This is a genomic window from Catonella sp. (assembly GCF_057250765.1).
In genome coordinates this window covers 36639-49811 of sequence record NZ_DBHIEC010000007.1, presented here as the reverse complement: position 1 = coordinate 49811, position 13173 = coordinate 36639, and the positions used below count along the sequence as shown (strand labels likewise).

The 13173-nt window shown below is 36.8% G+C and carries 13 protein-coding genes and 1 pseudogene; 13 read left to right on the top strand and 1 reads right to left on the bottom strand.

Features of this window, described 5'->3' with window-relative positions:
• Positions 1–348: 348 nt before the first annotated feature.
• Positions 349–1509, bottom strand: coding sequence for a GGDEF domain-containing protein (locus ACO6HM_RS05155; protein ID WP_485390076.1), 1161 nt, complete (start codon positions 1507–1509; stop codon positions 349–351).
• Between the two features lie 656 nt (positions 1510–2165).
• Between ACO6HM_RS05155 and ACO6HM_RS05150 the strand changes: the two genes are divergently transcribed.
• From ACO6HM_RS05150 to ACO6HM_RS05090, 13 genes and pseudogenes are all read left to right on the top strand, one after another.
• Positions 2166–3203 carry a polysaccharide biosynthesis protein gene (locus ACO6HM_RS05150; protein ID WP_485390139.1) on the top strand — a complete coding sequence of 346 codons (1038 nt, stop codon included), beginning with the start codon at positions 2166–2168 and terminating at the stop codon, positions 3201–3203.
• Between the two features lie 173 nt (positions 3204–3376).
• A complete protein-coding gene (locus tag ACO6HM_RS05145) occupies positions 3377–4588 on the top strand; it encodes a polysaccharide biosynthesis C-terminal domain-containing protein (protein WP_485390075.1) in 1212 nt (403 codons plus the stop codon).
• 136 nt (positions 4589–4724) lie between these two features.
• Positions 4725–5906 carry a UDP-N-acetyl glucosamine 2-epimerase gene (locus tag ACO6HM_RS05140; protein ID WP_485390074.1) on the top strand — a complete coding sequence of 394 codons (1182 nt, stop codon included), beginning with the start codon at positions 4725–4727 and terminating at the stop codon, positions 5904–5906.
• A 65-nt stretch (positions 5907–5971) separates the two neighbouring features.
• Positions 5972–7333: an ATP-binding protein gene (locus ACO6HM_RS05135; protein ID WP_485390073.1), complete on the top strand. Its 1362-nt coding sequence runs from the start codon at positions 5972–5974 to the stop codon at positions 7331–7333.
• 13 nt (positions 7334–7346) lie between these two features.
• Positions 7347–7559: a hypothetical protein gene (locus tag ACO6HM_RS05130; protein ID WP_485390072.1), complete on the top strand. Its 213-nt coding sequence runs from the start codon at positions 7347–7349 to the stop codon at positions 7557–7559.
• A 166-nt stretch (positions 7560–7725) separates the two neighbouring features.
• A complete protein-coding gene (locus ACO6HM_RS05125) occupies positions 7726–7935 on the top strand; it encodes a DUF3791 domain-containing protein (protein ID WP_485390071.1) in 210 nt (69 codons plus the stop codon).
• Complete coding sequence (locus ACO6HM_RS05120; protein ID WP_485390070.1) at positions 7922–8476, top strand: DUF3990 domain-containing protein; 555 nt, start codon at positions 7922–7924, stop codon at positions 8474–8476. Before ACO6HM_RS05125 ends, ACO6HM_RS05120 begins: the two co-directional genes overlap by 14 nt.
• Positions 8477–8480: 4 nt before the next feature.
• Positions 8481–8729: a hypothetical protein gene (locus tag ACO6HM_RS05115; RefSeq protein WP_485390069.1), complete on the top strand. Its 249-nt coding sequence runs from the start codon at positions 8481–8483 to the stop codon at positions 8727–8729.
• Between the two features lie 4 nt (positions 8730–8733).
• Positions 8734–8892, top strand: a pseudogene (locus tag ACO6HM_RS05110) (UDP-N-acetylglucosamine 2-epimerase (non-hydrolyzing)); the annotation flags it as partial.
• A 1-nt stretch (position 8893) separates the two neighbouring features.
• Positions 8894–9925, top strand: a complete 1032-nt coding sequence (locus ACO6HM_RS05105) for an acyltransferase family protein (RefSeq protein WP_485390068.1) — start codon at positions 8894–8896, stop codon at positions 9923–9925.
• Between the two features lie 72 nt (positions 9926–9997).
• Positions 9998–10975, top strand: coding sequence for a hypothetical protein (locus ACO6HM_RS05100; RefSeq protein WP_485390067.1), 978 nt, complete (start codon positions 9998–10000; stop codon positions 10973–10975).
• The gene (locus ACO6HM_RS05095) at positions 10959–12080 is read left to right on the top strand and encodes a glycosyltransferase family 4 protein (protein ID WP_485390066.1); all 1122 of its coding nucleotides are present in this window, start codon (positions 10959–10961) and stop codon (positions 12078–12080) included. Before ACO6HM_RS05100 ends, ACO6HM_RS05095 begins: the two co-directional genes overlap by 17 nt.
• Entirely contained in the window at positions 12080–13162 is a 1083-nt protein-coding gene (locus ACO6HM_RS05090) for a glycosyltransferase (RefSeq protein WP_485390065.1), read from the top strand. The genes ACO6HM_RS05095 and ACO6HM_RS05090 overlap by 1 nt, the downstream gene beginning before the upstream one ends.
• The last annotated feature ends 11 nt before the right edge of the window (positions 13163–13173 follow it).

Here is a 13173-nt window from a genome sequence, read left to right as displayed (position 1 = left end):
TACCCATTAAGTATGTTAATATTGATACCGGAGAGTATCAGGAACGAGATGAAAAAACTCCCTAAGTATAAACCGATAACTCGGAATAATACGAAGGGAGGTGGTGCTAATGACTGCTTATGAAATCATAACGATTTTCATAGGGATAATAGCTTTGCTAATATCCTTTGGCGGTTTGTTAATCGCCATTCTTACTTATCTTGGCAAGAGAAAGTAAGAGTTTGTACCTCGTTGCACGTACGAGATAAGTAGTATCATTTTTGATTCTACAAAATCTTAGGGAGCATTCATTTTGCAATGGATACTCTCTTCTCCGTAATTGTAGCATACATATAGATAAAATTCAAGTTATATAAATACGTTGGTTCCGGTTCTCTCTGACTTTCTTCTGCTAAGCCTCTCATGGCTTCGGTAGTACTGCTCTTTATCGTAATACATATTCGTATCAAGCCTCTTTACAAATTCATCAAAGCTCTCAGAAGCAGGATCATACAATCCCAAACCAAAAGAAAGAGACAGCTGATACTTTCTGCCCGGCTGTGAATTAAGCTTACTAAGCTCTTTGCTGATCTTGTCTTTTATCTGCAATAAAATCTCATTTTCAGCCTTTTCCACAAAGATAAGAAATTCGTCTCCTGCGTATCTGATAGCAACTCCCTGCTCGCTTGTAGCCTCAGAAAGGATATTTGCAACTTCTTTTAGGGCAATATCTCCTGTGTCGTGGCCAAAGTTGTCATTTATTGACTTAAAACGGTTGATATCCAGCATCATACCGCCGTGCATTGATTCATAAAGCCTGCTGCTAAAGAGATAGGCTCTGTTTAACAGCCCTGTAAGACTGTCGATAAAGGCGCTTTCCTTTTGTATGCTCATGAATGCACTGGAGAGTCCTATAGCTGCTCCCACCCAGCCCGTAGCAAGACCATAGAAAAGAATCTGTGCAATAAAGCCTATAAGTACAGGAAACAAAAATACCAAAATCGGAAAGAATCTTACATGCTTTTTATTCTTAAAAGTAGTGTGTATGTATGCACTGTAAAGGATGTAACAAAATGATACCAGTACATATGCATAGGATATAGAAGTTCTCTTGTATATATTATTTTCGTCTATAGTAAATACTATAGGATAAATCATATTGATAAGGGCGCTAAGGAAAAGGATAATGGCAGGTATGGAGATAACTGTCGACCATTTCCTTGTCTTAGAGGTGTTGCCGTATAGGTGGAAGATTACAAAGATATCCCAAAGCAGACAAAGTGATATGGTGGCCATATAAGTAACAGTATTACCAATCATATTTGCTAACCTGCAAAGTGCACCGGGTTGTCCATCAGCAGTGAAAACTACGATATCAAAAAAGCAGGAAACACCAACTATCATAAGCATGTATCTAAGCATGTTGTAATCAACCTTATCACTCTTTAGTATAGACTGATTGCAGGACATGATGGATATAACCAACGCTATACCTACTGCACTTGCGACATATATATGTGTGAGCCCCATATTTGTACCTCATAAATTTCTGTTAAACTAAGCAGGTGTCAAAAGTATTTGAAACTTATATCATATTAAACTAAAAGTTCATTATCAAAAGCAGTTGCTGTATTTTGTATACACTAAGTTTAATTATTACACATTTTTTTTCTAACTTCAATAGGGAAAGTGCATGAAATCAAGATTCTGCAATATATAAAGAGTTAATTTGATTGAAAATGTCAGCCCACTATGTTAAAATATTTTTGTGGAGAGTATCTGCGACAAAAAGGAAACTCCCTAAGTACAAACCGAGCAATCGGAATCATACGAAGGGAGGTGGTGCTGATGACTGCTTATGAAATCATCATGATCTTCATAGGGATATTAGGTCTGCTAATATCCTTCGGCGGTTTTCTTATCGCCATTTTTACTTTTCTCGATAAGAGAAAGTAGATTACCTGCTTGCCGCAAACAAGCGAAGTAGTCTGTTAAAAGATTTACCAAGCTTAGGGAGTACCATATACGTGGATACTCTCTTCTCCATAACTATAGCATATTATGATACAGGTGTCAAAGGGATAATACTCTGTTGGGTTACTTTTAGGAGAATACATTGTCTTTTGACACTTACAGCGTATCAAGCAATAATTTTAAATATATTAGCTTACAGAAAGGCAATTATCATGGGTATATTTACAGGAAAAACCCTGCTTATTACAGGTGGAACCGGTTCGTTCGGACATGCAGTTATGGACAGGTTTCTTTCTACAGATATCGGTGAAATAAGGATATTTTCAAGGGATGAGAAGAAACAGGATGATATGAGGCACGAGTATCAGGCGAAGATGCCTGAGGTGGCTGAGAAGATTAAGTTCTACATAGGAGATGTGAGGGATATAAACTCCGTTAAAAATGCTATGAACGGAGTTGACTACATCTTCCACGCCGCAGCACTTAAGCAGGTACCTTCCTGTGAGTTTTTCCCTATAGAGGCGGTAAAGACCAACGTGCTTGGTACTGAAAATGTGTTAAATGCGGCCATAGAAGCAGGAGTAAAGAGCATAATCTGCCTTTCCACAGACAAGGCTGCCTATCCAGTAAACGCCATGGGAACCAGTAAGGCTATGATGGAAAAGGTAATAGTAGCGAAGTCACGTACCGTAGACCAGTCAAAGACCAAGATATGCTGTACGAGATACGGCAATGTTATGTGCTCTCGTGGCTCAGTTATTCCGCTTTGGATAGACCAGATAAGGGCAGGAAACCCTATTACAGTCACAGAGCCTACTATGACAAGATTTATAATGTCGCTTGAAGAAGCGGTCGATCTCGTTCTCTTTGCATTTGAACATGGGGAAACAGGAGATATCCTGGTACAGAAGGCGCCTGCCTGCACTATAAAGGTTCAGGCTGAGGCAGTTTGCGACTTGTTTGGCGGGGATAAGGGCGCTATCAGACAGATAGGTATAAGACATGGTGAAAAGATGTATGAAACCCTGCTTACCAATGAGGAGTGCGAAAGAGCTATCGACCTTGGCAAGTTCTACAGAGTACCTTGTGACAGCAGAAACCTAAACTATGACAAATATTTCACACAGGGAAATATTGAAAGAGCTAAGCTAACAGAGTTTAACTCAAACAATACTGAGCTTCTTGATGTGGAGGAAGTAAAGACGAAGCTTATGGAGCTTAGCTATATTAGGGAAGAGCTTGAAAAGTAAACACGGTTTTTAGGGAAATGTGTTAAGCGTAATATATTGTAAGGCTTAGAGTAACCAAGCTGTAGCAGCCAAGTGTCAAAGGATGTCAGATGCTTTTGATGTTTGGATTATGAAAATAGCATTGGAAGAGAGAAAAATGTCTGAATGAGGCAAGAACAGGATTGGATAACGATATGAATATACTTGTTACCGGTGCAAAAGGATTTGTAGGAAAGAATCTTGTGGAGAATCTCAAATGTGTAAGAGATGGGAAAAATACCACAAGACCTGAACTTAAGATAGATGAAATATATGAATATGATGTAGAATCAGATACAGAACAGCTCTTTTACTATTGTGAGAGGGCTGACTTTGTATTTAATCTGGCAGGAGTGAACCGCCCTAAGGATGATGGGGAGTTTATGAAGGGAAATTTCGGCTTTGCTTCAGAACTTTTAGAAACACTTAAAAAATGTAAGAATACCTGCCCTGTAATGCTATCTTCTTCAGTGCAGGCAACGCTTGCAGGGAGATTTCAGACTTCAGAATACGGAAAGTCTAAGCTTGCAGGTGAGGAGCTTTTCTTTGATTACAGTAAGGAGACAGGAGCGAAGGTGCTGGTATATAGGTTTCCTAACCTCTTTGGTAAGTGGTGCAGACCCAATTATAACTCAGCTGTTGCAACATTTTGTTATAATACAGCCAACGACCTGCCGCTTACGATAAATGACAGAAATACTGTGCTCGAGCTCTTGTACATAGATGACCTTGTAGAAGGCCTTTTGGATGCACTTGAAGGTAAAGCACAATACTGTGAATATGAGGGAGTAGAGGCCAAAGGAGAGGAAGATGGCAGATATGCCTACATTCCTGTTACTCATAAGGTGACTCTTGGGGAAATAGCTGAAACTCTAGAGAAATTTAAGAATCAGCCTGAGAGCCTTATTATACCTGAGATACCGGCTGGAAGCTTTGCTAAGAAGCTCTATTCCACATATTTATCATATTTACCAAAAGAAAAGGTAAGCTTTCCGCTTAAGATGAATGTGGACAACAGAGGGAGCTTCACAGAACTTCTTAAAACCACCTCCTGCGGGCAGTTCTCGGTAAATATAAGCAAGCCCGGTATCACAAAGGGAGAACACTGGCACAATACTAAGTGGGAATTCTTCATTGTGGTTAGCGGAAGGGCTCTTATACAGGAGAGAAAGATAGGAACGGATGAGGTTTTGGAGTTTTATGTAAGCGGCGAGAAGATTGAGGCAGTACATATGCTGCCGGGCTATACACATAACATCATCAATCTCTCAGATACAGAGGATTTGATTACGCTTATGTGGGCAAATGAAAGCTTTGATAAGAATAGACCTGACACCTTTTTTGAGAAGGTGGAAGTGGATAATTAAGATTGATTAAGTAATAACAAATGATGGGTTAATGAAAAAATCAGCGAACTAAAGCTAATTAGTAAGTGGAAAACGAAGAATTGATAGTATAAAAGCTATGAGTATTGATAAAAATAAGTGTTTGAAATAATGAGGTATGAAGATGAAGACAGATTACACGGATGTGAGTTTTGTAAATAACGGTAAATTGAAGTTACTTATAATAGTTGGCACAAGACCTGAGATAATAAGGCTTTCAGAGGTTATAAAGAAGTGCAGGCTGTATTTTGACTGTATCTTAGCCCATACAGGCCAGAACTATGATTATAACTTAAATGGTATCTTTTTTAGGGACTTAAAGCTTAAAGATGCTGAAGTATATATGGATGCGGTAGGAGCTGACCTTGGCGAGACAGTTGGCAATATCATTGCTGCTTCATACAAGCTGATGGTAAGCCTTAAGCCTGATGCCCTTCTTATACTCGGTGATACCAACAGCTGTCTCTCTGCTATATCAGCAAAGAGGCTTCACATACCTATATTTCATATGGAAGCGGGCAACAGATGTAAGGATGAATGTCTGCCTGAGGAGACAAACCGCAGGATAGTGGATATAATATCAGATGTGAATATGGCTTACTCTGAGCATGCGAGAAGGTATCTTGCGGAATGCGGTCTTCCAAAGGAGAGAACCTATGTGACGGGCTCCCCTATGGCTGAGGTGCTAAGAGCCAATCTTGCCGAAATTAAGGCAAGTGATGTACTTACAAGGCTAAGTCTAAAAGAGGGCAAATACATCCTTTTATCTGCTCACAGAGAGGAAAACATCGACACTGAGGAGAATTTTACCTCCCTTTTTACAGCGGTAAATAAGCTGGCAGAAAAATACGATATGCCGGTGCTTTACTCCTGCCACCCAAGGAGCAGGAAACGCCTTGAAGAATCAGGCTTTAAGCTTGACAGCAGAGTTATAAGACAGGAGCCTTTAGGCTTTCACGACTACAATAAGCTTCAGATGTCTGCATTTTTGGTAGTATCGGACAGTGGCACCCTCCCTGAAGAGAGCTCTTTCTACATAAGCGAGGGCAGTCCATTCCCGGCAGTCTGCATAAGAACCTCTACCGAAAGACCTGAAGCCCTTGACAAAGGAGACTTCATCCTTGCAGGTATAGATGAAAAGAGCCTCTTGCAGGCAGCAGACACAGCTGTAAACCTGAAGCTAAATGGAGACTACGGCCTTCCTACACCTGACTATATGGATGAGAATGTAAGCAATAAGGTGGTAAGGATAATCCAGGGGTATACCGGGGTTGTGAATAAGATGGTGTGGAGGAAATAAAAATACAAAATGTATTTAATTTGCTCTCAAAACATGTTATAATCTCCTTATAGGAGGAGTAAGTTATGAAGCATATATATTTAGTTAATTATAGAGTAAAAGGGATTAAGACGTTAGAAGAAGAGGTATCGCTTTCCTTTTACAAAAAGACCATAACAATGCCTTTAGATACTAAAGAATATAATATTAAAGGCATATATGGAATCAATGGTTCAGGCAAGTCAGGCATAGTAGCTTCCGTAGATATACTCAGAAATCTTCTGCTTGATGATGGCTATCTTAATAACCCTATGGTTCAGAAGAACTTGGATGCGATTATCAATAAGAAATCGAAGGAGCTTTTTATAGGTGCAGATTTTCTGGCTGAATATAAAGAAAAGACCTATCTTTATAGGTATGAGATATTACTTAAAAAGACCGTTACTGATAAGTATGCCATTAGTTCAGAAAAACTATCATATAGACTTGCGACTTCTAAAAAGGATGACTTTAATAGTCTAATAGAAGTTAAAAATGGAATAATTACTTACATTGATATAAAAAATGATGAAGAGTTAAAGAATACTTTTATTCAGAATACTTTGAATCTGCTATCAATGGCTACTATGTCATCTATGTTCTTAGATAAATTATTTATAAAAGAGGCACTTTATATAAGGGAAATATATAACCATATGGCTATTGATGGCTTGTGGAAACTCATGAATTTTGGATTAAGCATAAACATATATATGGATCAGTCTGACAACCACATAGATTACCTTCTTAAAAATATGCTAATGTATACTATGGAATCAGATAAAGATGATACATATATTGATTCTTTGCGTAAAGGAGCTTTAAGGTTGAATCGTTCTTCGATTGATGTAATATCGGGCGGTACTGATTTGATTGCAAAGTCAATATATACACGCTATGAAAAGAAAGTAAAAAGACTAAAAGAGTTTATAAAAATCTTCAAATCTGATTTGACGGATATAACAATTGACAGAAAAGAAGATGGAGACAATTATGTCTGCAATTTGAATATGGTTTATGGAGATTATGTAGTCCATACGGAATTTGAGAGTACCGGAGTAAAGAAACTGATAAGACTATTTGACTTTTTGCAGAATATGGTACAAGGTGGGATTGTATTTATAGATGAATTTGACTCAAACCTGCATGATGTGTACTTATGTGCCTTACTGGAATATCTTATGGAGTATGGCGAAGGACAGCTTTGTTTTACGACACATAATGTCGGACCGATGGATGTACTAAAGAGAAATAAAAAGTCAATAGACTTTTTGTCTATAGACCATAAGATTTATCCTTGGACAACCAATGGCAACTACTCGCCTTCAAAATTATACAGAAATGGTATGATTGAGGGCTCACCGTTTAATGTGGATTCCATTGATTTTATAGAAATTTTGCAAAGCTAACAACTATGAATATGTGTGGTTTTGTAAGGACATTGAGAGAGTTTACCTGGGTAAAAAGGTAGAAGATGGGCATAAGAATAGTGAAGCAACAAGATTTAAGGCAAATAAGCTGATTGATGGAGTGAGTCAGAGTAGATTGAATGGTAAATCCATTAGCCACAATATGAGCAATATATTAAGTGTGCTTGATGAATGTAAGCCACATTTGGCGAGAAAAGAAAAATAACAACAAAAGTATATAATCAATCAAACTTTTGCTGTGTCTAAAGTTATGGAGATATACGTAAAATCAGCTGTTATAAAAGGAGTAGCTATGAAGGTTCTTATGATTAACTCGGTTTGTGGGATAAAAAGTACAGGTAGAATAGAACTAGAATGAAGGAGGTATGCGGATGTCAGAGAGAAGATTGAATAACAGCATATTTCTAATGTATCTTGTGTCAACAAATTATATGAAGGCTCATAAGATAACAAAGGGAGATTTTGAACAGTTGGACAGGAAGTTTGAAATACTGAATTATATTGCGGAATGCCCAGACATTTTCGATAGCCTTACAGAAGAAGAAATGGTGGAGGAGATTGATAACTATGTTGCAAGCTGAATGTGAATGCATCCTTTATCATGGAACTGTCTCTGCAATAAAGCAAGTTGACGTGACGAAGGGAAGAGGACGGAAAGATTTTGGGAAAGGCTTCTATATAGCGATATCTAAAAAACAGGCTATAGGCATGATGCATAAGAAATACAAAGAAATACTACGTCGTAACAGGAATAAGAGTACTACTGATGTTAAAGAGTATTTGTATGAAATTGAGTTGGATAAGGAGTATTTAGAGAGTCTTAATGTTAAACAATTTTATACACCTAATCTAGAATGGTTGGATTTTATTCTTCGTTGTAGAGAACATGGTGGTACACCACATGACTATGATTTGGTAATAGGACCAACTGCGGATGATGATACAATGATTTGCTTAAGAGCATATTGGGATGGACTTTATGGAAAAGTTGGGACACATGAAGCCAAAAACATACTGTTAAATAATTTAGAACCGGAAAACTTAGGAGTTCAGTATTTTATTGGCAAGCAAGAAGTGGCTGATAGATTGATAAAATCTATGAAAGAAATAGATTGGAGATGATTTAATGTCTGAGAATAAAATTGAAACAATTAAAGGCCTATGCGTGGTAAATATAACTAAATTTATCATGACTAAATTAGGGCTCAGTGCGGATGAAGCTTATGCTAAATTTATGCAAATGGAAATGTTTGACCTGTTAATGGATACAGATTCCGGTATGTATTTGGAACAGAACGAATTCCTTATTGCATGCTGCGAAAAAGAAATAGAATATGGTGCGGAAGAACTATATAAGTTCTTGGAAGTTGCTTAGGATGAACCTCTTGCAGGCAGCAGACACAGCAGTAAACCTGAAGCTAAACGGAGACTACGGTCTCCCTACACCGGACTATATGGATGAGAATGTAAGCGATAAGGTGGTAAGGATAATCCAGGGGTATACAGGGGTTGTGAATAAGATAGTGTGGAGGAAATAGGGTGAATAAGCCTGTAACTAAATTTTCATTTGAGAATAACATTTTTGACATAATAAGATATTATGCTATGCTGCAAGTAATGATAAATCACATGGCAGAGCATTTTAAGCTTCAGCTTCCTGCAGTATTACAAGCTTTAATTAAATTTCAGGGAGTTGTAATCCTCTTTGCTTTAAGTGGCTATCTAACTGCTGCTTCACTTGATAGAGATAGTATGAATGGAGACATAGACAAGCCAAAGTTTCTTAAAAAGAGATTTTTTAGAATATTTCCAGAATACTGGCTCTGTGTGCTTATAAATACTGTTGTGATTTTCGTGCTATATAGTCCGAAGCCTAACCTAAAGGAAGGATTGATATATGTTATTACTCAGTTTGGTTGTCTAAACTTCTACACCGGTGAGTGGCTGAGAGGATATGGTGTAGGTGCGCCTAATGGAAGCCTATGGACTATACTTGTAGAACTGGAGTTTTATGTTATAATATTACTTATATGGAAATGGCTTAAAAATAAAGGAATTATTACTTGGAGCATTCTTATTGCCTGCTTTGCCGGTCTGAATTATCTGACTGCTGTGGCTGGCGATGGTGAAATGATTGCCATAAAGTTACTGAACTGCAGCATAATCCCATACTTATATATGTTTATGATTGGCTGTTTCTTTTACAGATTTAGAGAGAAGATTTTTAATTGCGATAGTAGATTGATTGCAATAGCCGGCTTATTCTTTGTAGCGATGTACTTTGTGGGGGATGGGTTGATATCTGGTTCATACCTTCCACTGCTAAGCGGGATCGCCCTTGCAGCTATGACTATTATATTTGGATATTTATTTAAGATAAAGTTTCGAGCCAAGATTGATATAACCTATGGAACATACTTGTATCACATGGTTGTAGTAAATGCTATAATTGCGCTTGGTGTAGAGATAAACTATGTGGTTATGGGGATTGGAATAGTTGTAAGTTTGTTGCTGGGGATTATGTCTTCTAGGTTTAATAAAACTATGCCATATATTATAAAAAGAGCATAAACCTTGGATGAGGTGATGAGAGGATAGAGTTTAAACATAAATACTATTAAACAATGTGTTAGGAGATTAAAAATGCGTAAACTATACCTGAAATTTACTGGAATATTATTGTTTTTTGTTTCGTATTTTTTAGTGTTTATAGCTTTTGACACAAATGATTTTTCAAGAATAAGAGCTGATTATCTGCATAATATCACTGATACAAAAGTTGTTTCGTATAATGGTGATAAGATGTTTCTTAATAGTCCTTATCCATTGATGAAGTATATAAATGATATTGATAAAAACAATGAGTATAGTATAATTCTTGGGGATTCAAAGTTTGCATTTTTAGATGTGATAAGGCTATCTTCAATTTCAGGAGAAAAATATCTCAATATTTCGTACGGTGGTGCAGCCCTTGAAGAGAGTATACTTGAATTTTGGTATACAGTGAAAAGGTTAAAGCTAAAAAAAGTAATTTTTGAATTGGATTTTCATGCACTCAATAACAACTGGCGAATGGATAGAATTAGTAAATATTTTGACATGTCTTATCTTGATATGATTAAGGCCTATTATTTTGATTACTACAACAATAAAACTATGTTGGAAGAAGCGTATAAAAAAATTAGGGGGATAACTAATGAGGAGAATACGAGTAAGGCTGAATTAGTAAAAAAAGGAATAGAGGATAAGATTAAGGTGTTAAAAACCTATACAATAAATGAGGAAGCGGTAGAGAATTTAAAAGAAATATCTAAATACTGTAAAGAGAATGATATCAAATTGATATTTTTTTCGCCACCGTTATATCACAAAATAAGTGACCTTGTCGAAGAAAAGAAAGATTTGGTGGAAGAATTACACGAGATTAAGAGCGAATTATCGAAAGATTCAGTAGTATACGATATGCAAGATAAGTCAGAATTATCATATATGGAATCGGATTGGCTAGACTCATCACATTTTACGGGAGGCATAATGAGGCAGGTTGAGGACAATCTTGCGGGGATTAGCCATAAATATATGAAAATCTGGGAGAATGGTCAATATGACAAATCTAAATAATATAGAAAATGAACATAAGCAAATAAAGATCTGCTTCGTTGCCCCATTACCGCCTCCATATGGTGGGATTGCGAATTGGACAAGAGTATTTACAGAGTATTTATCAAAGAATAATTTGGCAGACATTTCTCTTGTCAATACTGCGCCTAAGGGAAGGGTGACGGAAGGAAGAGGAATCCTTAAAAGAGTATTTGTAAGTGGATTTGCTATGTTTGGGATAGTCTCTGAAATAAGGGATAAAATAAAAACTGATAAAATGGACTGTGTCCATATAGCGACAAGTGGTTCATTAGCGGCTATTAGGGATCTTATGGTGGCAAACCTGCTTAGAAAGAAAAATATACCCTTTATTTATCACATACATTTTGGCAGGATCCCCGAAATCATAAGGGAAAATACAATTGAATGGAGACTAATTAAAGAAGTAATTACATTATCAGCTAGAACTATTGCTATTGACAAAAAAACCAGAGATGAATTAAGTGCTTGCTTTGGTGATAAGATAGAATATATTCCAAATCCGATTGATTTAAAGTCGTTGCCTATTCCCAGTGAATCAACTGAGAAGTCGGTTATGTATCTGGGTTGGGTAATTAAGCAAAAAGGTATAGAGGAACTTGTATCCTCTTGGGAAAGTATTCAAATTGTGACTAAGGGCTGGAGATTGCAAATTGTTGGACCTTACAAGCAAGAATATATAGATGAGTTAAGAGAAAAGTATAGTTTTGAAAACATTGAGTTTACTGGAGAAAAATCTCACAAAGAGGCTATGGAACTGCTTAACAGGGCATCAGTATTTGTCCTGCCAAGCTATACAGAAGGATGCCCATATGTTATAATGGAAGCCATGGCTCTTAAGAAGATAATTATTGGAACCAGAGTTGGAAACATACCTGAGATGCTAGGTGATAATTGCGGTATTTTGATTGATGTACAAAATGTAGAAGAACTAAAAAAGCATCTTAAAGAGGTAATTACTCAGGCTTATCGATATGACAATCTGAGAGAAGCTGCTTATGAAAAAGCAAAAAGTGAATACGATATGAGCAGGATTTCAGCGAAGATCTTAAATATGGTTAAGGAGATAATAGGGAAGAGAAGCTGATGAAGAAAATAAGAGTTTTACAGGTTGTTCCTAGCTTTAATGTAGGAGGAGCAGAAGGCCTGGTGCTTACTTATCTGAGAAATTTTGATAGAAGCTGCATGGATATGAAGGCTGTGTCATTTTATTCACCAGGTGGCTCTATTTATGATAAGATAATAAAGGCTGAAAAGCTTCCTGTTACCTACTTAAATAAAAAAGGGCCTTTGGATATTACATTTGTGAAACAGCTGAAAGCGGAGATTGAGAGCTTTAATCCCGATGTTATCCATACACATATGTCCGCACTTAAATATGTTGTGATGGCAGGCACGTTAGGAAAACCAATATTTCATACTATACATAGCGAAGTCCTTACAGATGCGGGAATTTATGATAGAGTTGTAAACAGATTTCTTTTCAAAAAGTATAAGGTTACGCCAATTGCTTTGCACGAAGAATTAAGGACGGCGGTTAATAGATATTATGGCTGTACTAATACGGTTGTAGTGAGCAATGGGATAGATGTGGATAAATTTAAAAATGGAGTTAGTATAAGGGATGAACTTGGGATATCTGGAGATTCCTTTGTTTTATGCCATGTGGGAAGTTTTTCAAAGCCTAAAAACCATGAATTTCTAATTAAAGTATTTAAAAAATTTCTTTCTTACAAACCTAATGCCTGTCTGGCTCTGGTAGGTGGTGGTGTATTGGAAGACAGTATCAGAAAGCTGGTTGCTGATGAAGGTTTAGATGGAAAGGTTTTATTTTTAGGCAATCGTACAGATGTAGCTAACATACTTAAATCAAGTGATGTGTTTGTATTTCCATCACTATATGAAGGTTTTGGAATAGCAGTTTTGGAAGCAGAAGCAAGTGGTATACCGGCAGTAGTCTCAGACAAAGTGCCGGCTAGCATTTGTAAGGCAAATAATATAAAACTATTATCATTGGACACCGATTTGTCAGAATGGTGTGATACTATATTAAAACTAGATGGAGAGCACGATGAGTCAGTAAATAAAAGTATTGAGGAATATGATATTAATAATGTACTAAAAGAATTGTATGATGTTTATTTATATGAAATTGATAAACGTAATTAGCGAGGATATGT

What these genes read in the sequence shown, in the direction of transcription:
- ACO6HM_RS05155 (WP_485390076.1), bottom strand. Translation starts at nt 1,509, where the DNA reads ATGGGGCTCACACATATATATGTCGCAAGTGCAGTAGGTATAGCGTTG.
- ACO6HM_RS05150 (WP_485390139.1), top strand. Translation starts at nt 2,166, where the DNA reads ATGGGTATATTTACAGGAAAAACCCTGCTTATTACAGGTGGAACCGGT.
- ACO6HM_RS05145 (WP_485390075.1), top strand. Translation starts at nt 3,377, where the DNA reads ATGAATATACTTGTTACCGGTGCAAAAGGATTTGTAGGAAAGAATCTT.
- ACO6HM_RS05140 (WP_485390074.1), top strand. Translation starts at nt 4,725, where the DNA reads ATGAAGATGAAGACAGATTACACGGATGTGAGTTTTGTAAATAACGGT.
- ACO6HM_RS05135 (WP_485390073.1), top strand. Translation starts at nt 5,972, where the DNA reads ATGAAGCATATATATTTAGTTAATTATAGAGTAAAAGGGATTAAGACG.
- ACO6HM_RS05125 (WP_485390071.1), top strand. Translation starts at nt 7,726, where the DNA reads ATGTCAGAGAGAAGATTGAATAACAGCATATTTCTAATGTATCTTGTG.
- ACO6HM_RS05120 (WP_485390070.1), top strand. Translation starts at nt 7,922, where the DNA reads ATGTTGCAAGCTGAATGTGAATGCATCCTTTATCATGGAACTGTCTCT.
- ACO6HM_RS05115 (WP_485390069.1), top strand. Translation starts at nt 8,481, where the DNA reads ATGTCTGAGAATAAAATTGAAACAATTAAAGGCCTATGCGTGGTAAAT.
- ACO6HM_RS05100 (WP_485390067.1), top strand. Translation starts at nt 9,998, where the DNA reads ATGCGTAAACTATACCTGAAATTTACTGGAATATTATTGTTTTTTGTT.
- ACO6HM_RS05095 (WP_485390066.1), top strand. Translation starts at nt 10,959, where the DNA reads ATGACAAATCTAAATAATATAGAAAATGAACATAAGCAAATAAAGATC.
- ACO6HM_RS05090 (WP_485390065.1), top strand. Translation starts at nt 12,080, where the DNA reads ATGAAGAAAATAAGAGTTTTACAGGTTGTTCCTAGCTTTAATGTAGGA.